Source organism: Sulfurimonas sp. ST-27 (assembly GCF_048081595.1).
GTDB classification, from domain to species: Bacteria; Campylobacterota; Campylobacteria; order Campylobacterales; family Sulfurimonadaceae; genus Sulfurimonas; species Sulfurimonas hydrogeniphila.
In genome coordinates this window covers 1,738,788-1,762,466 of sequence record NZ_CP182226.1, presented here as the reverse complement: position 1 = coordinate 1,762,466, position 23,679 = coordinate 1,738,788, and the positions used below count along the sequence as shown (strand labels likewise).

At 36.2% G+C, this 23,679-nt stretch carries 30 protein-coding genes; 10 read left to right on the top strand and 20 right to left on the bottom strand.

Annotated elements, in window-relative coordinates; genetic code table 11:
• The 7 genes from ACM66U_RS09320 to hemW all read right to left on the bottom strand — a co-directional run bounded on the left by ACM66U_RS09320 (nt 1) and on the right by hemW (nt 6,795).
• Entirely contained in the window at nt 1-1,293 is a 1,293-nt protein-coding gene (locus tag ACM66U_RS09320) for a DNA cytosine methyltransferase (protein ID WP_418640605.1), read from the bottom strand.
• Between the two features lie 457 nt (nt 1,294-1,750).
• On the bottom strand, nt 1,751-1,939 hold the full coding sequence (locus ACM66U_RS09315) for a tyrosine-type recombinase/integrase (protein ID WP_418640604.1): 189 nt from the start codon (nt 1,937-1,939) through the stop codon (nt 1,751-1,753).
• Nucleotides 1,940-2,148: 209 nt separating this feature from the next.
• Complete coding sequence (locus ACM66U_RS09310; protein ID WP_418640603.1) at nt 2,149-3,243, bottom strand: tyrosine-type recombinase/integrase; 1,095 nt, start codon at nt 3,241-3,243, stop codon at nt 2,149-2,151.
• A gap of 155 nt (nt 3,244-3,398) precedes the next feature.
• Nucleotides 3,399-4,427 (bottom strand): tRNA preQ1(34) S-adenosylmethionine ribosyltransferase-isomerase QueA, encoded by a 1,029-nt coding sequence (gene queA / locus ACM66U_RS09305; protein ID WP_151899750.1) that lies wholly within the window; start codon nt 4,425-4,427, stop codon nt 3,399-3,401.
• Nucleotides 4,420-5,268: a twin-arginine translocase subunit TatC gene (tatC, locus tag ACM66U_RS09300; RefSeq protein WP_418640602.1), complete on the bottom strand. Its 849-nt coding sequence runs from the start codon at nt 5,266-5,268 to the stop codon at nt 4,420-4,422. The genes queA and tatC overlap by 8 nt, the downstream gene beginning before the upstream one ends.
• Complete coding sequence (gene tatB / locus ACM66U_RS09295; RefSeq protein ID WP_151899752.1) at nt 5,261-5,680, bottom strand: Sec-independent protein translocase protein TatB; 420 nt, start codon at nt 5,678-5,680, stop codon at nt 5,261-5,263. Before tatB ends, tatC begins: the two co-directional genes overlap by 8 nt.
• Nucleotides 5,681-5,739: 59 nt before the next feature.
• Complete coding sequence (gene hemW / locus ACM66U_RS09290) at nt 5,740-6,795, bottom strand: radical SAM family heme chaperone HemW (protein ID WP_418640601.1); 1,056 nt, start codon at nt 6,793-6,795, stop codon at nt 5,740-5,742.
• A 77-nt stretch (nt 6,796-6,872) separates the two neighbouring features.
• Between hemW and ACM66U_RS09285 the strand changes: the two genes are divergently transcribed.
• From ACM66U_RS09285 to folP, 5 genes are read left to right on the top strand one after another with little or no spacing between them, the layout of a single operon-like run.
• Nucleotides 6,873-7,343: an RNA pyrophosphohydrolase gene (locus tag ACM66U_RS09285; RefSeq protein WP_151899754.1), complete on the top strand. Its 471-nt coding sequence runs from the start codon at nt 6,873-6,875 to the stop codon at nt 7,341-7,343.
• A complete protein-coding gene (locus ACM66U_RS09280; protein ID WP_151899755.1) occupies nt 7,344-8,555 on the top strand; it encodes an aspartate kinase in 1,212 nt (403 codons plus the stop codon).
• An 8-nt stretch (nt 8,556-8,563) separates the two neighbouring features.
• Nucleotides 8,564-9,112: a HobA family DNA replication regulator gene (locus ACM66U_RS09275; protein WP_151899756.1), complete on the top strand. Its 549-nt coding sequence runs from the start codon at nt 8,564-8,566 to the stop codon at nt 9,110-9,112.
• Nucleotides 9,099-9,719: a DNA polymerase III subunit delta' gene (locus ACM66U_RS09270; protein WP_418640600.1), complete on the top strand. Its 621-nt coding sequence runs from the start codon at nt 9,099-9,101 to the stop codon at nt 9,717-9,719. Before ACM66U_RS09275 ends, ACM66U_RS09270 begins: the two co-directional genes overlap by 14 nt.
• Complete coding sequence (folP, locus tag ACM66U_RS09265) at nt 9,716-10,855, top strand: dihydropteroate synthase (RefSeq protein ID WP_418640599.1); 1,140 nt, start codon at nt 9,716-9,718, stop codon at nt 10,853-10,855. The genes ACM66U_RS09270 and folP overlap by 4 nt, the downstream gene beginning before the upstream one ends.
• A 5-nt stretch (nt 10,856-10,860) precedes the next feature.
• Here the strand turns inward: folP and ACM66U_RS09260 are convergent, their stop codons facing one another.
• The 8 genes from ACM66U_RS09260 to ACM66U_RS09225 form a co-directional block, all read right to left on the bottom strand.
• Nucleotides 10,861-11,406: a peptidylprolyl isomerase gene (locus tag ACM66U_RS09260; RefSeq protein ID WP_418640598.1), complete on the bottom strand. Its 546-nt coding sequence runs from the start codon at nt 11,404-11,406 to the stop codon at nt 10,861-10,863.
• Between the two features lie 11 nt (nt 11,407-11,417).
• Nucleotides 11,418-11,804, bottom strand: coding sequence for a peptide-methionine (R)-S-oxide reductase MsrB (gene msrB / locus ACM66U_RS09255; protein ID WP_151899760.1), 387 nt, complete (start codon nt 11,802-11,804; stop codon nt 11,418-11,420).
• 132 nt (nt 11,805-11,936) lie between these two features.
• Nucleotides 11,937-12,221, bottom strand: a complete 285-nt coding sequence (locus ACM66U_RS09250) for an HU family DNA-binding protein (RefSeq protein ID WP_151899761.1) — start codon at nt 12,219-12,221, stop codon at nt 11,937-11,939.
• A 59-nt stretch (nt 12,222-12,280) separates the two neighbouring features.
• A complete protein-coding gene (locus tag ACM66U_RS09245; protein ID WP_151899762.1) occupies nt 12,281-12,514 on the bottom strand; it encodes a hypothetical protein in 234 nt (77 codons plus the stop codon).
• Nucleotides 12,515-12,518: 4 nt separating this feature from the next.
• Nucleotides 12,519-12,758: a helix-turn-helix transcriptional regulator gene (locus ACM66U_RS09240; protein ID WP_151899763.1), complete on the bottom strand. Its 240-nt coding sequence runs from the start codon at nt 12,756-12,758 to the stop codon at nt 12,519-12,521.
• Nucleotides 12,759-12,960: 202 nt separating this feature from the next.
• Nucleotides 12,961-14,640: a hypothetical protein gene (locus ACM66U_RS09235; protein ID WP_418640597.1), complete on the bottom strand. Its 1,680-nt coding sequence runs from the start codon at nt 14,638-14,640 to the stop codon at nt 12,961-12,963.
• A gap of 3 nt (nt 14,641-14,643) precedes the next feature.
• On the bottom strand, nt 14,644-15,294 hold the full coding sequence (locus tag ACM66U_RS09230) for a hypothetical protein (RefSeq protein WP_418640596.1): 651 nt from the start codon (nt 15,292-15,294) through the stop codon (nt 14,644-14,646).
• A gap of 34 nt (nt 15,295-15,328) precedes the next feature.
• Nucleotides 15,329-15,970: a hypothetical protein gene (locus ACM66U_RS09225; RefSeq protein WP_151899766.1), complete on the bottom strand. Its 642-nt coding sequence runs from the start codon at nt 15,968-15,970 to the stop codon at nt 15,329-15,331.
• Nucleotides 15,971-16,065: 95 nt separating this feature from the next.
• On the opposite strand from ACM66U_RS09225, the gene fbaA reads away from it, so the two are divergent.
• The gene (fbaA, locus tag ACM66U_RS09220) at nt 16,066-17,145 is read left to right on the top strand and encodes a class II fructose-bisphosphate aldolase (protein WP_151899767.1); all 1,080 of its coding nucleotides are present in this window, start codon (nt 16,066-16,068) and stop codon (nt 17,143-17,145) included.
• Here fbaA and ACM66U_RS09215 read toward each other — a convergent pair.
• On the bottom strand, nt 17,142-17,489 hold the full coding sequence (locus ACM66U_RS09215; RefSeq protein ID WP_151899768.1) for a hypothetical protein: 348 nt from the start codon (nt 17,487-17,489) through the stop codon (nt 17,142-17,144). The two genes, fbaA and ACM66U_RS09215, sit on opposite strands and share 4 nt — an antisense overlap.
• A 51-nt stretch (nt 17,490-17,540) precedes the next feature.
• Between ACM66U_RS09215 and cmoA the strand changes: the two genes are divergently transcribed.
• Nucleotides 17,541-18,251 (top strand): carboxy-S-adenosyl-L-methionine synthase CmoA, encoded by a 711-nt coding sequence (gene cmoA, locus ACM66U_RS09210; RefSeq protein WP_151899769.1) that lies wholly within the window; start codon nt 17,541-17,543, stop codon nt 18,249-18,251.
• A 3-nt stretch (nt 18,252-18,254) separates the two neighbouring features.
• Here the strand turns inward: cmoA and ACM66U_RS09205 are convergent, their stop codons facing one another.
• Complete coding sequence (locus ACM66U_RS09205) at nt 18,255-18,479, bottom strand: hypothetical protein (protein ID WP_418640595.1); 225 nt, start codon at nt 18,477-18,479, stop codon at nt 18,255-18,257.
• A 55-nt stretch (nt 18,480-18,534) separates the two neighbouring features.
• Nucleotides 18,535-19,176 carry an endonuclease III gene (gene nth, locus ACM66U_RS09200; protein WP_151899771.1) on the bottom strand — a complete coding sequence of 214 codons (642 nt, stop codon included), beginning with the start codon at nt 19,174-19,176 and terminating at the stop codon, nt 18,535-18,537.
• Between the two features lie 62 nt (nt 19,177-19,238).
• On the opposite strand from nth, the gene ACM66U_RS09195 reads away from it, so the two are divergent.
• From ACM66U_RS09195 to ACM66U_RS09185, 3 genes are read left to right on the top strand one after another with little or no spacing between them, the layout of a single operon-like run.
• The gene (locus tag ACM66U_RS09195; RefSeq protein ID WP_346389866.1) at nt 19,239-21,203 is read left to right on the top strand and encodes a response regulator; all 1,965 of its coding nucleotides are present in this window, start codon (nt 19,239-19,241) and stop codon (nt 21,201-21,203) included.
• A gap of 58 nt (nt 21,204-21,261) precedes the next feature.
• Nucleotides 21,262-22,092 (top strand): peptidylprolyl isomerase, encoded by an 831-nt coding sequence (locus ACM66U_RS09190; protein WP_418640594.1) that lies wholly within the window; start codon nt 21,262-21,264, stop codon nt 22,090-22,092.
• Nucleotides 22,093-22,098: 6 nt separating this feature from the next.
• On the top strand, nt 22,099-22,959 hold the full coding sequence (locus tag ACM66U_RS09185; protein WP_151899774.1) for a pyridoxal-phosphate dependent enzyme: 861 nt from the start codon (nt 22,099-22,101) through the stop codon (nt 22,957-22,959).
• Nucleotides 22,960-23,001: 42 nt separating this feature from the next.
• On the opposite strand, the gene ACM66U_RS09180 is transcribed toward ACM66U_RS09185, so the two are convergent.
• Entirely contained in the window at nt 23,002-23,400 is a 399-nt protein-coding gene (locus ACM66U_RS09180) for a PIN domain-containing protein (protein ID WP_418640593.1), read from the bottom strand.
• Nucleotides 23,400-23,648, bottom strand: a complete 249-nt coding sequence (locus ACM66U_RS09175; RefSeq protein WP_418640592.1) for a hypothetical protein — start codon at nt 23,646-23,648, stop codon at nt 23,400-23,402. The genes ACM66U_RS09180 and ACM66U_RS09175 overlap by 1 nt, the downstream gene beginning before the upstream one ends.
• Nucleotides 23,649-23,679 lie beyond the last annotated feature (31 nt).

The following is a 23,679-nucleotide window of genomic DNA, read 5'->3' as shown; positions in this document are numbered from 1 at the left end:
TTACAAAATTTCTTTTATTTTCTTTGCAATCTGTTCAGCCATTTTTGGAGGAACAGCATTTCCTATTTGTCTGAACTGTGAGCTTCTTGGTCCTTCAAAATAAAAATCATCGGGAAATGACTGCAGTCTGGCAGCTTCACGTACAGAAAGTGATCGTAATTGTTTAATATCCGGATGGATGTAGTAATGTCCATCCATCGCCATATGTGCCAGAATTGTATGTGAAGCCGGCTGATCAGCTTTTATAACATTAAAGCGGTTTGTAAACGATGTTTTGTTTTTATGAGTACACAGTTCAGGTCTTCTTTGAGCCAACTCTTTGTAACACAGCCTTTTTTTATCTTTATTCCAAGCGGTAATAGCTTCTTTATAGATTTCCAGATCTCGTTCATTATGCATTCTGGTTTCGTGTTGGGTTAAAATATTAAAATTTTCATCCCTTATATTTACTTCTATCAGATATGAACCGGGTTTGCTTTTATATAAACCTTTTCCTTCTATCATATTATCAGGTTTTGTTTCAGGAAGATCTTCTAATACATCCTTTACAAGATATTTGTTTTCAATTTTTTCAAATTCCGGATATTTGTAATATTTTTGTCTTTTGTTCTTTTTCCAGCCAATAATAATTATACGTTTTCTGTCTTGTAATACACCATAATCTGATGCGGTCAATTCTTGAAGTTCCATATGATATCCGGCTTTGTCGATAGCATCCTTGATATCCTGAAAGTGCTGACCGTTAGCAGCACTCAAAATACCGGGAACATTTTCAAAAACAAACATTTTTGGTTGAAACTCTTCTAAAAATCTGACATAGTACTTATAGAGATAGTTTCTGGGATCACATGCTACAGACTCTTTCATTCGTGCTCTGCCGACAATTGAGTATGCCTGACAAGGTGGTCCTCCGATAATCAAATCCACTTTTTTGGCATTTTTATTTTTCAGATTGGCTTTTACTGTTTCTGTAATGCTGTCGAATGTATTGTCACCGATTTCAGTATGTATTACATCTTTGGAAACCGATACTCCGGACATTTCCCAAAGTTCATCACGAGATATTTCTTTTAAAAGGTATTGGTAATAGCTCTCAAGTTTATTGTTTTGTTTCAGATTCCAGTAAGCAGTACGAGTACGTAAGGTGTCACAAGCATGTTTGTCTGCTTCTACATGCCCGATAAATGTTGCTCCAGCCCTGAAAAAACCTTCTGAAAGGCCGCCTGCACCTGAAAATAAATCTAATACAACCACATGGACACCTGATTTTTTTGTAATTATATTCTTTTGCATCTTAGAAGTCCCTGTAATATATAAAGAATCATAATTATTCTAACGAAATTTATTTGTTAAAAGTTTGACAAAAACTTAATGCTAATAAAGTGCATCTTTTCTGACTAAAAAATATCCCTCGCTATCCTCGCTGCAAGCAACGAGGTATTTCAAAAATATTTATGCACTTTAACTTTGGTTGTATAAACACTATATATATTTATACAACTCCATTCCAACCAATGCAAGCATCGGGGAAATCTTTTCGATTATAGTACTTATCAAGATATTAAGTATAGTGTAAATATTTTAAAGTTTTGAGATATAGTTAGCTTATAAAGTATGTCCATTTTGTGTCTCAAGTTTGATTTTTTACTAAAAATTGGATTTTTTGTGCGCAGATACCTCTGTTTTTAGTATATTTTCTTAAAAAATAGAGCCTAGTCTCTCTTCGTAATAGATACAAACTTTATCTTGGTCACCAATCTTCCAAAAAATCATTTACAAAACTGGACACATCATCTTTTGCGGTGGATGGAGCTAACTGAGAATATATTTCAGTTGTCCTTGTGGATGCATGATCTAAAACTTGAGCGATATGAGCGATAGATGAGCCATTCATTGCTAAATGAGATGCAACAGTATTTCTAAATTCTTTAGAATCCATTTCTTTAGCTCTTTTTATTGCTTAACTTAATGGTGTTGCCCTTTTTTTTCTTTCTTAACATATCAATAATACTAGTCTGTCGCAAATCACTTTTCAAAGCCAATGATGATTATTTTAGAGACAGCTTGTATATCGGCTCCCTTGGTCAGTACTTTGAAAGTGCTTCGTTGAGTACCCTTACAAAAGCTGTGAAAATTGAATTATTGTAATTAATTATTCCTTATCAAGTCCCAGTACATATTATATGCTTTTTTCTTATCTTCATAAGTGAATGATAAATAATGAATAATTACTCCTTTTGGTTTATGATTTAAACAAGTATTAGCAAGAGCACTATCAATTCCACAATCTCTAATCATAATAGTTAAAAGAAATCTTCTTGTGTCGTGTAATGATATATTTTTATCTTTATAGAATTTTATTTCTGCTTGTTCAACAAATTTTTTAAACATCGCATATATACCACCTCTCCTCAAATTGGGAAACAATAAACCACTTTTAACACTATTTATATATTCAAAACATTCATCAGGAATTGGAAATCTGTAATCATTATCAGTTTTTGTAATTTTCTCTGGTGGGTTAATAAGTCCTTCTTCCATATAACAATCTTCTTTTGTTAATTGAAGTATCTCTCCGTATCTATGTGCTGAGAGAATTGTAAGATATAAAAAGTATTTTAATTCTTTTCGTTGATTTTTCTTGTTTGGTATGTACTTGGGAATGGCTTTATATAATTTTCGCATTACCTCTAAATGGTTTTCACGAATTCTTGTTTCAAGATTCTCTCTTACTGAATAACCATGATATTTTAATTTAGCAACAACATTATCAGAGATATTCCCCTTTTTAACTTCTTCCTCAAAAATTGGTTTCAATATCATTTTTAAATAATTTTTACTTGAATTTGATAGATGATTCACTTGTTCTTGAACTTCTAATAATTTTTCATAAGTTATTTTTTCTAATTTTAAATGTCCTATTGTTTTTCTAACATAAGCATCATAAAAATAGCCATAATTGTCATAAGTTGTTTTACCCCATAAACCAGACTTATATTTTTGTTCTCTTGTTTTATCAAAAATACTATCTAATGTGTGAATTGTTGTCTCAAATGGATTTTTACCCATACTAATTAAAACTTTAATTTCTTCAAGTTTATCTCTACCTTGTTTTTCGGTTCTACAACCGAAAAGTTTAGTTAGATTTTTTACGGGGTATGTTTTATTATTATGTTTAAATCTTGCATATATTGAAACTACACCATCTTTTGATTTTTTTGAGTATATCCCTTTGTATTTCATTCTGCTTCCCGAATAAAGATATTGAATTATACAGTATACACTATTTTATACACCTTGTAATGTATAAAAGTGGTTTATAGTGGTTGAAAAAGAAATTTTATTTATTTTAAAAGTCCCTATATTTAGGGTTTTAATTTGTATTTTGTGGAATGTATTTACAAAATTAACATAGCATCACCGTAGGAGTAAAACCTGTATTTTTCTTGTATCGCTTCAGCGTAAAGCTGATGCGTTTTATCAAGCCCGACAAAAGATGCAACCAGCATAAGCAGTGTTGATTTTGGCAGATGAAAATTTGTCAAAAGATGATTCACGCGTAAGGGTTTGTTGTTTGGATGTAAAAATAGATTTGCTTCACCCCTCATTTGTCCTTTGTGTCTTGCATAAAATTCTATAGTTCTTGTTGATGTTGTTCCAACACTCAAGACAGGAATATCAGAATCCAAAATCTCTTTTGCTTCCTTTGAAATATCATAGTACTCCGAATGCATAGGATGGTTTGTAATCACTTCAGCTTCCACAGGTTTAAAAGTACCGCTTCCTACATGTAAAGTAATATAGGCATGCTTGTGTTTTTTACAAATTCTTTTATGCTGCTCGGAGGTAAAATGCAGCGAAGCGGTAGGTGCGGCAACGGCTCCTTCCTGCGAAGCAAATACGCTTTGGTATTCATCAGCATCTTCATCCTCATCTGGTCTTTGAATATAGGGAGGAAGAGGGATATGCCCTATTTTGTCTATTACAGGAAGCAAATCTTCAAACCGTAAGAGTATGTTATTTTGGTAAAAATTGACTTCACGACTGCCGTCATCATTTAATTGTGTCACTTTTGCCATGAGATTGTCATCAAAAAATATCTCTGTGTCTCTCTTCACTTTTCCTCGAATATATACATTGATATTGTGTGCAGTAATGGCTCTGTTTATGAGAAGTTCTATTTTCCCGCCACTCTGTTTTTTTCCAAAAAGTCTTGCTTTTATAACTTTTGTATCATTAAAAATGAGAGCACACTCCGGAGAAAGAAAGTTTTCAAGATTATAAAAAAAGGTGTGTGTAATTGTGTCCGTGGCTCTGTCGTAGACTAAAAGTTTTGCATGATCACGGGGAGAAGCAGGATAGTTTGCTATAAGTTCATCAGGAAGAGTGAAGTCATAGCTTGCAGTGAGTAACTCCTGGTTACTCATCTTTGTCCTTTTTGTCTGTAAGCTCATCATATTCATCATGATGCTTAACACTTAAACTGCTTTCATCTTCTTCCTCTTCGTCCTCATCCTCTTCTTCTTCCAAAGGCGGGGCAGGGTTTACCATTTTCACTATCAAAATAGAAAGCAGATAGAGTATCACAAGCGGACCGGCCATAAGCAGCTGTGTTAACACATCCGGTGGAGTCAGCAGGGCTGCAACTATAAAAATAATAATGATTGCATATTTGAAAAATGCCGTCATCTGTCTGTCATCAACAAGTCCGAGAAGTGCCAAAAAGTAGGCAAACACAGGCAGTTCAAAAGCAAGACCGAAACCAAACATGATTTTTGTAAAAAATCCGACATAATCCTCGATGTTAATAAGCGGAGTAAATTTAAATGAACCGAAGGTAATGAGGAAGTCAAATCCAAAAGGTGTCACAATATAGTAGGCAAAAAGAACACCCACAAGAAACATAACTGTACCACCGACAATAAAAGGAATGATCATCTTTTTTTCGTGGGCATAGAGTCCAGGCGCGATAAAAAGCCAAATTTGCGAAAGTATAATAGGCAAGGCTCCGACAATCGCTGCAAAAAAGGAAACTTTCAATGCGACAAAGAATGCGCCGCCAACCTGTGATGTGGTAATCATACCGTTTGCCGCATTGACAGAGACTTTGCCGACTTCTGTCAGAGCATCATTGAGTGGCTGTACCATCCATGTAAGTATAGGTTCATGGAAGTAAAACATGACAAAAAACATAACTATTAAACTTGCTGCTGAAATAGCCAGCCTCTTTCGGAGTTCTACAAGGTGCGGTCTTAATTCATCAAACATTTTTATTTTCTTCTTCTTTCTCTGTATTTTCTTTTTCTTTCTCTTTCTTCTTTTTCTTAAAAGTCACTTCCTGCGTCTCTTTAGGTGCTTTTTCGATTGTATCTTCATCATCTTCTAAAAGATTGTCTGTGAGGTTTGTAAGTTTTGCACCGGCCTGCGCAGGAATGTCTGTAACTTTGTTCAGGCTTTCGCTGGCATTGAGAAGCTCTTGTTTATAAGCAAGTGCTTCCTGTTTTATCTGACTTAAATTCATCTCTTCTTCAAGGGAGTCTTTTACTGTTCCTATCGTGTTTTTAACGTTTCTAAAAAATTTAGCAATTTCGACCATTGTACTAGGCAGTTTGTCCGGACCTAGAAATAAAATAGCGACAACTGCTATGAGTAGCATCTCTGTAAAACCCATACCAAACATATTCAGCCTTCATAGTTTATTGATAGTGAGATTTTATCCAAAGAATCATTAAAAAATCTTCAAGAGGTCAAAAAGAGCGCAATTTCATCTGCCAAAAGGTAATCTGTGTTGTATAAAATATTATTTTTTAACATGATTTTGTTTTCATTGAGCAAAATTTCTGCTTTTTGCCGTTCCTGTGCATTTAATATATCCTGATCTACGCCGACAACAGAGCGCAGACCCAAAAAGATCTGTTCGAGTCTTTTGTCTTCTCGTGTGAGTATCTCTTGTCTGATTGACAGAGGATCGCTGATATATGCTTCTATATCAGTTAAGGGATAAAATCTTGTTAGTCCAAGTTTGCCGACAGCTCCGGCTCCGGCACCGATATAGTCTTTATATTGCCAATAGCCAAGATTGTGAAGAGATTGATAGCTTCCAAAATTGCTTATTTCATACTGTGAAAACCCATGCTTTTGAATCTCTTTGAAAATCCATTTTGTAAGTGAGAGCTGTTCACTTGACATTTGAGGACGGTTTTCAAAGGCCGTACCCTCTTCAATCATTAAGGCATAGGCACTGATGTGATTGATTGGCAGAGACAGCGCTGTTTGTATGTCATGTGAAAGAAGTTCTTTTGTATCACCCAGGGTAGCATAAATCAAATCCAATGAGATGTTTTTAAAGCCGACAGCAGAGGCATTGTGAACAGCATCTGAAGACATCTGCGGGGTATGTGCTCTGTTTAAAATTTTGAGTTTTTCCTTATCAAAAGTCTGCGTTCCGAAGCTGATACGGTTCACTCCGAGAGTATACATGCCCTCAAGCCACTCTTTTGTTGCAGAGTTGGGATTTGCTTCACTGGTTATTTCTGCGTTTTTCACAAGATAGGGATTAAGCAGGTCGAAAATTTCTTCATAAAGCTGCGGGGCAACGGTTGAAGGCGTGCCTCCTCCTATAAAAACAGTTTCTATAGTCTCTTTTTCTGCCTGAAATCTTTGCAATTCATACTGCAGCTGTTTTTTAAGGGCATACATGTAATTCTCTTTGAGGTGAAACTTGTCAACATAAGAGTTGAAAGCGCAGTAAGAGCATTTGGAATCGCAAAAAGGAATATGAATATAAACTAACATAGTGAAATTATAGCCGGATAAACTTATTTTAATTGCTATTGCTGTATAATCGCGTACAATTAAATACAGGTGCTTATATGAGTAAAGAAGAAATATACCGTCCCAATGTTGCTATGATAATCGTCTCAAATGAGTATCCGCAAAAAAAAGATGTTTTTATCGCACAAAGAAATGATTTGACTGACATTTGGCAGTTTCCACAGGGTGGCATTGATGAAGGCGAAGAGGTCAAAGAGGCTCTTTTCCGTGAAATGGAAGAAGAGATAGGGACAGACTCTGCTGAAATAATAGCAGAATATCCAGAGTGGATTTCTTATGATTTTCCTCCTAAAATTGCGAGTAAAATGAAGCCGTATAAGGGACAGACACAAAAATATTTTTTACTCAAACTCGCAAAAGATGCCAAAATAAACCTAGATACAAAGCATCCCGAGTTTATAAACTATAAATTTGTGGCAATAGAGGATGTTTTAGACTTTACACCGCATTTTAAGCAGTCTGTATATGAAAAAGTTATAAATCATTTTAAAAGAGAGGGGCTGTTGTAAATGCTAATAGTTCAAAAATTCGGTGGGACCAGTGTTGGTGATTTGGAACGCATACAAAATGTAGCGAATCGTGTGGCAAAAACAAAAGAAGCCGGGCATGATGTAGTAGTTGTTGTTTCGGCAATGAGCGGAGAAACAAACAAACTTGTTGGATATGCCGAACATTTTTCAAAAAATCCTGCCCGTGCAGAGATGGATATGCTCTTGAGCTCAGGTGAAAGAGTGACATCGGCACTCCTCTCTATTGCACTGCAGGAGATGGGAATTGATGCTGTTGCAATGACGGGGAGAAAAGCAGGTATTGTAACCGACAAGCAGCATACCAAAGCGCGTATTGAAGAGATTGATCCCAAAGCTATGAAAAGTGCGTTGCAAAGTGGCAAAGTTGTTGTAGTTGCCGGTTTTCAGGGAGTAAACACAGACGGAGATGTCACAACACTCGGACGTGGAGGAAGCGATCTCTCAGCTGTTGCTATCGCAGGTGCATTAGAAGCTGACTTGTGTGAAATTTATACGGATGTGACAGGTATTTTTACAACAGATCCGCGAATTGAACCAAAAGCAAAAAAACTTGATAAAATCTCTTATGAAGAGATGCTTGAACTTGCATCATTAGGTGCAAAAGTATTACAAAACCGCTCTGTAGAACTGGCAAAAAAACTCAATGTCAATCTCGTAACACGAAGCAGCTTTTGCGATGATGAGGGAACATTAATTACAAAGGAAGAAAATATTATGGAAAAACCACTAGTAAGCGGAATTGCGTTAGACAGAAACCAGGCACGCATCTCTTTAATGGGTGTCAAAGACAGACCGGGCATTGCTTCTGATATTTTTAATGCATTGGCAGATGCCGAGGTAAATGTGGATATGATCATTCAGAACAAAGCGGTTGATGATACAACAAATATTGACTTTACTGTACCTGTGAGTGATCTGCATGATGCAAAATCTGTTGTAGATACCTTTGTACAAAGCGGTGAAATCAAAGATGATTCTTATAATGAAGATATCTGTAAGGTTTCTGTAGTGGGTGTTGGTATGAAATCGCATGCCGGTGTTGCTGCCAAAGCCTTCTCGACGATGGCAAAAGAAAATATCAATATCAATATGATTTCAACATCAGAAATAAAAGTATCCATGGTTATAGACGAAAAGTATGCAGAACTTGCGGTGCGATCTCTGCACAATACCTATGAGCTAGACAAATAAGTACTTACATGCCGGATTTTGCACAATGGAGCCTGGATGCCATAAGAGAAAAGGGCGGCAGTCTCAGCTGGCTTGAAGAACACCGGTTTGAGTGGTCTAAAACAACTGCATACGCACTGGAACAGATTCTTAATGGCAAAACAATTATTCTAATTACTGACGAAAAAAGAAAGTGGTTTGAAAATTACATTTTGAGTTCTTTAAACGGAGTACTGCTTGAACGCCCTATGATACCTATCATCAGCATTGACAATATTTATACACATTACAACAGTGTAGGCAGTGGTGAAATGATAGATATTATAGATGATATGATTTCACTCTCTTTTAAGGGCGATTATTTTTTTTGGTACATCGGCAAAGGAGATGATAAACGCAGCGATATCGCCAAAAGAAAAGATGAAAGTTATTTTTGGATCTTTGATGAAGATTTCAACAATGCGTTTACACTCAAATCCTATGATACGGATTTGGATATCAAACTGTTACAACTTTACAAACTTTTTGATGCTTCGTTGAATGCTGCAATGTTTGGAGAGGTTGATGCAAGTTCCTGATGTAATAAAAGGGCATATCCTCATTGCAAATGATGTGGAGGAAGCTGCTGAAAAACTGGAAAATGAACTGCAGGGCTTCCGGGTTGTAAAGTTTATAGAAGAAAATTTTAAAATTGAACATGCAAAACTTGTAACGGCTGAAGCGTACATCAGCGAAGCACAGACAAAGTATATCATCATCGCAGCTTTTGAGTTTACTGATGTGGCACAAAACTCTCTGCTAAAACTTTTGGAAGAACCGCCGGCAAATATAGAGTTTATTATAATCTCCCCGACGAAATCCAACTTGCTGCCTACTGTACGCTCACGACTGCCGATTTTAAAGAACCAGCTCCATCACAGTGTTATGGAGTTGGATATTACACTTGCACGACTTGACTATAAAGAGGTTTTTGCATTTTTAAAACAGCATGCCAGAGTCTCTAAAACAGAAGCCAAAGCTTTGGTTGAAGCGCTTTTTTACAGAGCAACTGTTATAGACAGGCTCATACTTTCTCCATTGCAGCTGGATAATTTTGACAAGGCCTACAGATTGCTTGATCTGAATTCACGGCCTCAAAGTGTTTTGGCAATGCTGCTTATGAGCTTTGCACAGGAGAGACCGTGAGAGTAGAAAAACTGTCAAATGAAATAAATATAAAAGATGCATTGCAAAAGCTTGGTGTTGATTCGGGCGGTATTACAATTTTGGCGTCAAAAGCAACAATGCATATTTTATATATATATGATTTGCATGTAGGGGCTGCCAATATTTTGAAACAGGATGCTCTCTCCATCGGGGCTGATTTGGCTGTTCCCCGGGGGACAGTTATCGCAGCAAAGCCAAAAGTTGACTGCATACTCATTGCGAATACAAAACAGCTGAAAGTTTTGGCAAAAAAAGAGTTGGCACAACCTTTTGGACTCAAAGAGTTAGCAAAAAAACTCAAAGAGTTTGCGCAGGTTTGTCAGCCGGATGCAGTAGAAATTATGGGTATTGTTAATGCGAATGATGACAGTTTTTACGCACAAAGCAGGCTCAAAGAAAAAGAAGCAATACAAACCATAGAGACTATGATTCAAGAGGGTGCAGATATAATAGATATCGGTGCTGTCTCTTCTCGTCCAAATGCTCCATATGTGAGTGTAGAAGAGGAATTGGCAAGAATAGAACCGCTTTTGAGACTTATAAAAGAAGAAAAACTGTATGAAAAGGTACAATTCAGTTGTGACAGTTATGAACCAAAAGTTTTACAAAGGGCACTGGAGAGCGGTTTTAGTATTGTAAATGACATAACCGGTTTGCAAAACGATGAGGTATGCAGGCTTTGTGCGGCTTATAATGCAACAGCGGTAATCATGCATATGAAAGGAACGCCCCAAACGATGCAGAAAAACCCCCATTATGAAAATGTCATAGAGGATGTATATGATTTCTTTAGCAAAAGAGTAGAAAAAGCTGAGAGTTTTGGAGTGAAAAAAATTGTGCTTGATGTAGGCATAGGTTTCGGAAAAAGAGTAGAAGACAATATAAGACTTTTAAATAGCCTTGAGCACTTTTTAACGCTGGGCAAGCCATTGCTGGTCGGAGCTTCCAGAAAATCCATGATAGATAAAATTTCACCTTCTTCTGTTGAAGAAAGGCTTCCCGGCACATTGACCCTTCATCTTGAAGCAGTAAAAAACGGTGCATCCATTTTACGGGTGCATGATGTCGCCCAGCACCTGCAAGCGCTTAAAGTTTTTAAGGCCTTGCATACATAAAGTATCTATTTTATGTATGCTTTGATTATTTCCTGACGTTCCAGCGGTCTGTCTCCGCCAGAACGTCCGGAAGTAGCGACATTGTTTAGTTTTTGCAAAGTTTGCATGGATTTTTGATTTGCAACCTTTCCAAAAATTGTATAGCCGCCGTTAAGCCATGGTGTCGGAGCTGTTGTGATGAAAAACTGACTGCCGTTTGTATTTGGACCTCTGTTTGCCATTGCCAAAATACCGGGTTTGTCAAAAACAAGATTTGCTTTGAATTCATCCTTAAACTCTTTATGCCAGATGCTTTCACCGCCTCTGCCGCTTTCAGTCGGATCACCGCCTTGAATCATAAAATTGTGAATGATTCGGTGAAAAGCAACACCGTTGTAATAGCCTTCCTTTACATGTGTAAGAAAGTTCTCAACCGCCAAAGGTGCCGCATCCGGAAAAAGTTCAAGTTCTATATTTCCCTGTGTTGTTTGCAGGACAACATGCGGATTATTCTCACTTGAAAACAAAAGAGTCGTATAGAGTAATACCAGTGCCAGTAAAATTCGTTTCATTAAAAAGCTCCTTATTCTTCTTCAAAGTCTAAACATACAGAGTTGATGCAGTATCGCAGTCCCGTAGGCTCAGGACCATCAGGAAAAAGATGGCCTAAGTGAGCATCACAACTGCTGCATCTGACTTCTGTACGAATCATACCGTGTGACATATCCTTTATTTCAGTGACAGCCCCTTCAACAGCTTCATAATAACTTGGCCAGCCTGTTCCTGAATCAAATTTTGTACCTGATTCAAAAAGCGGGGCACCACAACAGATACATTTGTAAATACCATCACTTTTGTTATCATAATATTTTCCGGAAAAAGGGGCTTCTGTGCCGTTTTTTCGGCATACCGAAAAAGCTTCAGGACTCAGAATTTTTTTCCATTCATCTTCACTCTTTGTTATTTTCATTGAATTTCCTTATGCTTTTTGCGTAGTATAGCAAGTCTGTTTTGTATTTTATATAAAAGGAGGGTTTTGTTCAAAAATTATAGGGGAAAAGAAAGAATAGTACTGCTTCTCAAAAGCAATACTATTAAATAGTTATTTACCAGCTGCAACGCGGTCTTTAAGACCTTTACCTGCTTTAAACTTAGGAACCATTTTATCTTGAGTCGTATAAGTTTTATCTGTACCCGGAACTTTACCGGTTTTACCTTTTTGAAGTACTGCCGCAAAACTACCAAAACCAACGAGAGAAACATCTTCCCCTTTTACTAAGGCTTCTATTACTGCTTCAGTGAAAGCTTTAATTGCATTTTCAGCTTCAACTTTAGTTTTGTAGTTTCCGTGTTCTTGTACTAACTCAACGAATTGTGCTTTATTCATAAATTTACCCTTGGATTAAGATTTGCCCTGAAATAATTCAGCTACAGATACTTTATAGTTTATTTGCTTAAATTTTTCTTCTTTTTGGTGTATTTAAGAAGAAAATCTGAAATTTTTGTTTCTTTTAGTCCACATTTAGCCTGTTTTAAGAGCTTTTTGAAATTTAGAGTCGTTTTAGGCATCATAATTAAAGCTGATAAATCTTTAATTTTTTTGTATTTATTTGTTGATGTATGTATTGATAAAAACACATCTTCAAGACCATCTCTTTCATTTTTAGTCAGTATCCCCATTCCGCTACTCCTCTAACCTGTTGATTTTTCTTACAGCCCTGATAATTTCATCATCATCTAATTTACCTAACATTTTTATAACAGTTGCCGCAGCCTGTGGTTTGGCACGTCCCAGTTTCCAGTCCTGATATGTACGCATAGAAATCCCCAGACTTTTAGCCATATCTTTAAGGGAAATCTTTTTCCCATTGTATTGAGACTCTATTGAGTTATGGAGGATGTTAAATAAATCATTTATTTGCATAAAAAATATTATACGGAATAAATACTTAAATATACATTTTTTATAATATAAATTGATAATTATCGTATGATAAATATTGATTAATGTGTATTATATAATTTATATATATTATAATGATGTATTTAATGTATTTTGCATACGGATTACCGTATGTAAAGAGTATGGAGTTTTGAAGAATAAACAAAGAAAATTAAAAAAAATACTATTTTTCTTCGATAACTATGGATTTTGCGACAGGGTGAAGGGTGATGATGTTTTCTTGTATTTCAAGATAAAAGGGAGGATAGAATTTTGCATCTGTTTTGTAGGCTATTTCATGGGCATTGTCAATAGTAAAGACAATGTTGTTTAAACCTTTGAAAGGTTCTTTGACAGTAATTTTTGCATTTTTGTAGGCGTTGTGTATTGCCTCTTTTTCTTTTTTAAGGCGTGTAATCTCTTTTTCCAGCTCTTCAACTTTACTTAAGTTGTGTCTTTTTGCTCCTTCTAATTTATGCCTGAGTTCCTTGATATCTTTGTCTATAAATTGCAGTTTGCTTTGCACTATTGGGACATCACGGTAGTTTATTTTAAAGAGATTGTCTTCACCGGATACAAGCCGGACGGTAATAGAATTCGAAGCATAAACTTTTAGATTGTTTTTCACGTGCTTGATGGTAACATCCTGGGCGTAAACAGCACCCCCTATGGAAGCCTCAATTTCTACAGTGGTTGCATGTACCACACCGCCTTCAAGCAGAGAAATTTTCCCCTCATGGCATCGTAATGTACCTTTATGTCTGTTAATGGTTGCATATTTTGCATACTGGAGTGAGTCCTGGTGGGTAGCTCCCTCAATTTCAAGGGTTATCGCTTCAAGACGGCTTTTTGCTCCCACAAAACCGTTTACATGTATTCTCTCTGAAACAAGTGTCACCCCTTCTTTTATGGTATCCCTTGCTGTATCATGCTGTGTCACCACTATTTCAATATTATTGTCTTCGAGGTCTTCTACAAGGTCTTTGTGCTTTGTGATTTCACTGACTTTTATGCGATTGTCAACAAGAAGTTCTTTGCCGTCATAATGTACATATCCGCGTATTTTGCTTATATATTTTTTTGATGTTGCATTTTCCTCTATTGTAATAGATTTTTCATCAACATCTGCCTGCAGGTCATCCATGTTGTTGGCAAAATTTGCGTCTATATATTCACCAAAAGCATTGAGTCCGTTTTGTCCGTATACAGGCTTTTTATATTCAACAAGAAGTTCATTTTCATCTACTTCAATAACTTCGCCTGTATGTGCTTTTTCTTTAAACCAAAAAATAAGTTTACCCGGACGTGTGAGAACAGGCTCTATCCCTTCAAACAGAGGAATTTTGACACGTTTGACAAATTTTCCTGCATATATGTACTTCACTAAAATTTTCAGAGATTTTTTCATCTCTTCATCAAAGATGTTCACAAGTATTTTATGATACGCTTTGATTTTGTTGCATTCTCTAAAGAGTATTTTTAACAACTCAACAGGCTGATGTGATTTATAGGGAATTTTTGAATCCGGTGACAGTATCAAAAAAGGATGTGTGAAAAATTTTGAAAAATCTATAGTATATTCAAGTTCAAGATCTCTTTTTTCTTTTTTCATCAGCGTGACAGTATAGCGCTGTTGAAATTCCACATGTTCATTGAGTATTTTTTCTTTATCTTTGTATTTTTCCTGTATCTCTTTGCTGTAAAGTTCAAAAGAAGTGCTGGCATTGCTTTTTATATATGTTTCTGTCTTGTTTATAACAAAGTCACATTCTGATGGAAGAATAAAATTTTCTTGCGCAAATGTTTGCAATGCTTCTTTGATATGACGGGTTTTTATAATTTTATGTTCTGTTTTTTTTGGCATTCATTAATACTCTAACAAATCACTGTAATCATACTTCGCAAAATCGAGGTAGAGTTTACCGTTTTGTTTAATGACTCTGATATCGCTGTCATACACGGCTAAAAATCTTTTTTTGATGATTTTTCTCTGGTAGGGCTCCAGATCAAGTGTTTTCAAATAGGTTTTGAGTTCAACAATCTGGTTGTCTTTTTCCACCTCTATGGTTTTTTGTGTTTGCGGCAAAGGTTCGACATCATGTACCGTGTTGCTGTTTTGGGCAAGAAGTTTTGTGTTGAGCAGTTCCAAAACCTGCTTTAACTGCTCGTCTTTTGTGGCATAAACTCTTTCTATTTTACTCATCTCATCACGGAGCATCTGCTCTTTGTCATTGATGAGTTTGTCTATTTTCTCTTCGAGTTGGACAATTTTAGCTTTGAGCTGCAGGTTCTCTTTTTGGTACAATGACAAAACCATGGCAACCGTTGTCCGTGGTTTTGCAGGCGGAGTGTTTTGCTGAGGTCTTTGTTGTGGTTGCGGTGAGGCTTCCTCGGGAACAATTATGTAAACAGTGTCATCTTCAACGATATAATTTAACTTTTTGCTGCGAAGTTTTGAACTGATCATCTCTTTTGACATTTTAAATTTTTTTGAATATTCATCGAGTGTAAATTTCATATACTGTCCTTTTTGAAACACCGGGTGTTAAAATTTAGAGGTGCCCTTTATAAATTGGAGGAATAATTATACCTGATTTTCTCAGCCATACACGGTATCCCTTTTTTTCATTGCCATGCTTGTCCTGAAAAGCAAAGAGGGTGGACTTTTTAAATTCTCTTTCCTGAAGAAGTTGGTTGTACTCTTTATGCACAGAAATGAAACGTTTAAAATTGTAATATGCTTCATGAGAGATCATTACCGTTGAAATACTGAAGTCTTTAATTTCCAAGTATCGGGCACAGTCATTGAGTCCTGTGCCTATAAAATTCTGATGCCCTAAAATGTCTGTAAATTTATTGATTCTCCCCGTATGCACTGCTATACGCAAGCCATGAAAATAGGAAAATTTCTTTGAAAGCTGCTCCGAAAAGTGATGAAAGCTCAGCCCTAAAATTGTTCCGTAGCCTCTGAACTTTGGTGTGAGTATGCAGTAAAATCCGTCTCCTGTCGGGATATACCCCAAAATAAGTTCTTCTACAGGAAGTTTTGCACTTTCAAGCAGACGTTGTATGATTTTTTTGTAACTGCGTGTCAAAAAATTGATGATTTCAAACTGTTGCTGTATGGTAAGCATTGAAAAATTAATGATATCTATTAAAACTATATCAGTATTGATTTCTTCACAAGCACTCATCTTTATGTATCCTTTGGGATTCTGATTTTAGCATAAAGTTCTTTTAAATGAACTATATATTATAATTGTAAAATTAAATTTTTTAGGGAATTATTATGAGTAATGGTGTATTGGATATTGTTAAACCCGGGGTCCTTTTTGGTGATGATGTTTTAAAAGTCTATGAATATGCAAAAGAAAATGGTTTTGCTATACCTGCTGTCAATGTTGTAAATACTGACTCTGTCAACGGTGTATTGGAAGCTGCTGCAAAAGCCGACTCTCCTGTGATTATACAGTTCAGTAACGGGGGTGCTTCCTACTATGCAGGCAAAGGTTTAAGCAATGATGGTGAAAAAGCAGCAATTATTGGAGCGGTGGCCGGTGCGATTCATACACATATGATGGCAGAGGCTTACGGTGTTGCGGTGATTCTGCATACTGACCATGCCTCAAAAAAGCTGCTTCCGTGGATAAATGCTCTGCTTGAAGCAGGTGAGAGTTATTACAAAACACAGGGAAAACCGCTGTTTTCTTCCCATATGCTTGATCTCTCAGAAGAGTCTTTAAATGAAAACATCGGTACATGTAAAGCCTATTTTGAAAGAATGAACAAAATCGGTATGAGCATCGAAATAGAGCTAGGCTGTACAGGCGGAGAAGAAGACGGTGTGGACAACACAAACATTGACAATGCACTTTTATATACCCAACCCGAAGAGGTGGCTCTTGCCTATAAAGAGTTGAGTGAAATTTCTCCAAATTTTACAATAGCCGCTTCCTTTGGAAATGTACACGGTGTTTACAAGCCGGGAAATGTACAGTTGACACCTAAGATACTAGACAATTCACAAAAATATATTCAGGAAAAACTGCATACAAAAGAGAAACCTGTCAACTTTGTATTTCACGGCGGTTCAGGATCTTTGCCTTCAGAAATTAGTGAAGCGATCAGTTACGGTGTTGTAAAAATGAATATCGATACCGATACTCAGTGGGCAACATGGAACGGCGTTCGTCAGTATATAGAAAAGTATCATGATTATCTTCAGAGTCAAATCGGAAATCCGGAAGGTGAAGACAAACCGAACAAAAAATACTATGATCCGAGAAAATGGCTGCGTGCCGGACAGGAAGGTCTGGTTGAGCGTGTTATTCAGGCCTATAAAGACTTGAATGCCATGAACAGAAACTAAGAGTGTAGTTTTTTGTGAATATCCCTGATACTTTTTGTATCAGGATTTTTTGTATAGTGTATATGTAACAGCTGTCTCAGTTTGTTTTCATTAAATCTCCAAAAATGCTCTTTGTCAAAATCTTCGTGTTTTGTGACCATTTCATGCAACTCTTTTTCTGTGAGTTCTCCATGACTGCCTTTTATGATTTTTAAAATCAAATCCATTAATTCTGTCTGTGCCTGAGGGGTTGTGTCATCATCTTTGAGTTGTTTTGTCGGCATAAATTTATACATTTTCCATGCACTCAGACCGAGACCGAGTAAAAAAGCAATCATCATCCAAGAAGAGAGTGAAAGTTCCATTAATATCCTTTTTTTGCTCAATTATAGGCTTATTTTGATAAAATTCCAGTTATGAATGATAAAGTATTTACAAAACCGATAAAAAAACAGTTTGAATTTGATGAAGAAGTGGCAGCTGTCTTTGATGATATGCTCGAGCGGAGTGTTCCTTTTTACAAAGAGGCGCAAAAAATTACAGAATTTTTTGCACTGAAAAACCTGAATGAAAATGGGAGAGTCTATGATCTTGGCTGTTCAACCGCATCAACACTGCTGAGTATTCACAGAAAACTCTCAAACAAGGCAGAGCTTATAGGTCTTGACAATTCTGAAGCAATGCTCACGCGTGCAAGAAAGAAATGCGAAGCGTATGGTGCCGACATAAAAGTTTGCAATGCGGATATATTGAGCTATGATTATAAAGAGGCAGATGTTTTTATCAGTAACTATACTCTGCAATTTATTCGTCCTCTTGTTCGTGAAGAGCTGGTAAAAAAAATAGCCGTTTCATTAAAAAAAGAGGGTGTATTTATATTTAGCGAAAAAGTCATCTCTCATCATCCCAAACTCAACAAAGAGTTGATTGAATGTTATTATGATTTTAAAAAAGCGCAGGGCTATTCCGAGTATGAAATCATGCAAAAACGCGAAGCTCTGGAAAATGTACTGGTGCCTTACAGTGAAGAAGAAAATATAAAAATGGCATTAAATGCAGGTTTCTCTCATTGTGAAGTACTTTTGCGCTGGGCAAATTTTGCTACTTTTATCGCTGTAAAAGAGTAGAACCTACCAGACGTTTTTTTCTGCTTTTGGCTGCTCTTTTTCACCAAAAAAACTTTTGATTTTTGCACTGCCTTTTTTTATTTCTTTGCCCATTGTCTCATAGGTAATGATGTCATCATCTCCGCACTCTTTGTGATAATATCCCTGAAAATCGTAGTACTCTTTGCAGTCACTGTAGTATTTTGCAGAAATCCCGTGTTTGTTTAGACAGCCGTTAAAAAAAAGCATGAATAAAACTAATAAATATATGCGTATCATAATAATCTCCAAGCACTTTGCATACCTAAACTTTGAAACTCTCTTTTGTTCTGCAAAACTCTGTTAAAAAACATTCATCGCATTTAGGATTTTTGGCAGTGCAGATGTACCTTCCAAACAAAACCATTGCCTGATGGAGTACATGCAGGTCGGTTTTGAATTTTTTTACCAAAGTGGCTTCTGTTGCCTTGGCTGTTTTGTCATCGCTCAGACCAAGTCTGTGTGCGACACGAAATACATGGGTATCCACTGCCATCAGGTTCGCACCGGTATACTCTATCATCACAACATGGGCTGTTTTTTGTCCGACGCCTGCCAGGGTCTGCAGGTCTTTTTCATTCATTGGTATTTCACCGTCATACACTTCCGCAACACGTTTTGCCATGGCTATGAGGTTTTTTGCTTTGTTGTTAAAGAAGGAGCAGGTGTTAATAAGCTTTTTCACCTCTTCTATATCAGCATCTGCCAAATCTTGAGGCGTCGGATACTTTGCAAACAGGGCAGGAGTAATAAGGTTGACTCTTTTGTCGGTACATTGCGCTGAGAGTGCTACGGCAATTACCAGTTCATAGGCATTTTTATAATGCAGTTCTGTGACCGCATCACTGTAGCGCTCCATAAAGCGTTTTTGGATCTCTTGGATCTCTTTTTTCGTTGCTTTTTTCATAAATGTATTTTAGCAACTTATATGTTATAATCAAAGCAATGACTTTTAAAAAGGGGTAAAATATGGGCATATTTTCACTGTTTTCAAAACAAAAAAACACGCATGTGTATGATACAGGCAAAAAAAAGGAGACACTTTTTTCACAATTGGACAAAGATTTCTTTATTGAAGTGGCAGACAGCAGTGATACAATGATGCTCTATTTTTTACAAGGTGAAGGATGGATCGGTGCAAATAAAACTTTTTTCACTACAATGAATTATTTTGATATAAAAGATTTTAAAAGAGCCAATGAAAGTATTCGTGATATGTTTTTGAGTGAGAGTGAAGAGATTTTTACCGAGTCTGACAAAAGTTGGCTGGATTATATTAAAAAGTACAAAAGCGATGGTTACAGGGTAAATATGACTGATGCTAAGGGGCAACTTCTCAGTATTGAAGCAAAGTGTCACAGGTATTCAAAAAACATGAAGCTGTATATTTTGGAATTAAAAGATGTTACAGAGTTGGAAAAAGCACGTTTGCAGGTGAAAGAGGTTGAAAAGCTGAAAACAAAATTTTTGGCCAATATAGGGCATGAATTTAGAACTCCGATGAATGGTATTCTCGGATTTATAGAGCTGCTCAAAGAAACCAGTCTTAACGAACATCAAAATGAATACCTTGATATGATTGATTACTCTTCTAAAAATCTGATGAATAATATTGAAAGTCTCTTGGATTTGGCGCAGTTGCAAAGTGGGCGTCTTACAGTGGAGTCAGAACCTTTTAATCTTCTTGTCGCAATGGAAAAACTCATATATACATGTTTTGACAAGGCAAGCAACAACGGGGTACAGGTTATGAGTTTTATAGACCCGAAATTGCCACAGGAACTTGAAGGTGATGCAAACAAAATTTTGCAGGTTATGCGTTCTATCATTCAAAATGCAATTAAATTTACACCGCATGGCGGCAAGGTTATTATAGAAGTAAAACTTTTAAAACGACTCCAAAACGGAGCCTGTTCTGTCGGTTTTAGTGTCAAAGACAATGGTCAGGGGATGTCTCAAGAACAGATATCTCTTATGGATGAACCTTTTACCGCAGGCAGTCATGCAGATGAGAGACTCGGCATAGGATTGAGCCTCTCAAGCGGTCTGGTACGGTTGATGGGATCAGAATTACGTATAAAAAGTGAATTAGACAACGGTACCTACGTGAATTTTGTTCTTGATTTTAAAGCTTCAAGAGGGCAAAACTACAAAATGATGCCAAATAAAAAAGCAAAAGTGCTTTTACTGGATAAAGAAAAAGTTGATGATGCCAATTTCTTAACGACCTATTTGCGTTCTTTTGCTATTGATGTGACAAAATCTTCCGAACTCAATGCTGATATTTATACAGATATAGATGAGCTTTATGTGGTAGGTGACCAGGGTGATTCATCATGGATACTGGATCTGGCGACATATAAAAAGCAGGCACCTGTTGTTTTTCTTTTGGATGAAGATGAAAAACTGCAAACAAAGATGACACACATTATTGATGAAGTGATAGAAAAACCATTGCTGGCCAGTGTGATAGCCAAACATCTGTATATGGCAAACAGCTACAAATATACCAATGAAGATAAAAATGAACTTACTCTCAAAGATAAAACCGAGGCTTTGGTTGTGGAAGACAATCTTATCAATCAGCGTCTGATAAAAATACTCCTGGAAGAGTATAACATAGATGTTTCAACCGCCTCTAACGGACTTGAAGCGGTAAAAATGTATAAAGAGAAAAAATATGACATTATATTTATGGATATAGATATGCCGTATATGAACGGGATTGTTGCAACCAAAGAGATTAAAGATATGATGCTCCTAAAATCACAGGCGCCGATTGTTGCCCTGACAGCAATGGCAATGGAAGGGGACAAGGAGATGCTTTTGGAAGAGGGGCTTGATGATTATCTTTCAAAGCCGCTAACAAGAGACAAACTGGAGTATATTTTAGACAAATACCTTAAAATAAGCTATGAAAATGAATCTGTTTAATAACTATTAATATATTGTTATTAAACTTCTCTTTATCAATTTAGTAAGGAACTCTATAATGAATAAAATTACAATGCTATTATCTGCCCTGTTGTTGACAGGTTCAGTCGTCTGTGCAAAAACATTAGTGACAGTAAATGGAAAACCAATTACCCAAGAAGAAGTTGACCAGGAGCTGATGCAGGCGACACAGGGGCGATTTAACCAGGTACCGGCTGATCGTCAGGCTGCATTCAGACAACAGGTTTTACAACAGCTTATAGGCAAAGAGTTGATTTATGATGATGCAAAAAAATCCGGTATCATCAACTCTGCGGAGTATAAGAATGAATACAATAAGCTTGAACAAAGAATGAAAAAAGAGCTTGCTATTCAGGTTTGGCAGAAGAAACTGCTTGACGGCATTAAAATTTCAACAAAAGAGTTAAAAGACTACTATAACAAAAACAAAGAAGAATTTAATGAAAAAGAGAGCGTGCATGCCCGCCATATTTTAGTAAAAACCAAAGAGGAAGCAGAAAAAATCATTGCGCAGTTGAAACATTTAAGCGGAGAAAAACTCAAAGAAAAGTTTATAGAGCTTGCGAAAAAAGAGTCAACAGGGCCTAGCGGATCAAAAGGCGGAGATCTTGGATACTTCAGTAAAGGGCAAATGGTACCTGCTTTTAATGATAAAGTTTTTTCTATGAAAAAAGGCGAAGTGACATCAAAGCCGGTTAAAACACAGTTTGGATACCATGTTATTTATGTGGAAGACAAAAAACCTTCATTGACACGAAGTTTTGATGAGGTAAAAGCATTTATAGAACAGCGTCTGAAAATGGAAAAATTTAAAGCTGTTATGAAGAAAAAAATGGATGAACTGCAGAAAAAAGCATCTATTAAGTAGTTAGACATGCAAAACTCTCCTCTTTCTAAAATTATTTTAGAAGAGAGAGAGTTTTTTGTCAAACGCGATGACCTCATTGACCCCTGTTTGGCAGGGAACAAATACAGAAAACTCTACACGCTCTTAAATACTCCAGACAACATTTATGATACGCTGATATCCTACGGCGGAACACAGTCTAATGCTATGCTGGCGTTGGCCGCCTTGTGTCAGAAAAAAAAATGGAAATTTCTTTACTATACAAAAAAACTTTCTGCAACACAAAAAGAGCAAGGCAGCGGAAACTATGCACATGCCCTGAAATTAGGTATGCAGCATAGAGAAATAGAAAATGATTTTTATAAAGAGTTTATTGCTTCTTTGCGCTTACATGTAAATGCAAAAACCTGTTTTGTTGATCAGGGTGGCGCAGTACAGGAAGCAAAAACAGGATTGGAAGTTTTAGCGCAGGAGATACAGGAACAAAGCAGAGACTTACATGTAAAGGCAGTCGCAACACCTTCTGGTACAGGGACAACAGCACTTTTTTTAGCACTTGCTTTACCTGAGTACAGAGTTTATACAACACCCTGCATAGGGGACAGCAGCTATCTCAAAAAGCAAATGCGTGCTTTGGCAGAAATTCCGGACAATCTTGTTATCCTGGAACCAAAGAGAAAATACCATTTTGCAAAACCCTATAAGGAGTTTTATGAGATATACAAGGCTTTACATGTAAAGGGAATTGAGTTTGATTTACTTTATGCTCCGGCAATGTGGCAGGCACTTTTGGAACAAACTGATGAAAAAATTATGTATATACATAGCGGCGGAGTGAGCGGTAACAAAAGTATGCTTGCTCGTTATGAAAAAAAAGGACTCATATAAACGGCGAAGCTGAGCGGCACCGTTTAGGGATCCTCGTACTTGTTATAGCTTTGGTTTAAGTTCTAGGTTTTGTATTCTATCAAAGTGCTTAATATTATTACTAATGAGAGTACAATCATTAGCAATAGCTATACTTGCTATCATTAAATCCATGTCAGCAATTATATTACCATTTTTTTTCAATCTTACTTTTTCTTTTGCAAAAACTAAACTTGATGCTTGAGTGAATTCTAATATTTTAAAATTTTCTAAAAAGGGCTCTATAATTTTTAAATTTTGATTGATTTTTGAAGAGTTGTATGCACCATAAATCAATTCAGTATAATTTATTCTCGAAATATATAAATCATCTATTGGAATTTGAGATAGCATTTGAACAACTTCTTGTTTCCCTTTTAAAAAATATATTAATATATCACTATCAATTAAATATTTTTTCATTAAAGGTTTAACTCAAAGTCTTTAGAATTCTTATCTTCAGTAATACTTTGCAACATAGTATCAGCATCATTACTTTTTAATTTACCTGCAAACTGTAATAATTGATTGTGCTTTAAATTATTTTGTTTTGAAAAAAAGCTTATAGCTTTTTCTATTACTTCTGTTTTGGTTGTATCTAATTCTTCTGTTAATTGATTCAGTGTCATAATCACACTTTCTTCTAATCTTAAGTTAACTGCTCTTTTCATAGTCAATCCTTTATCTTTACAATATTGTACA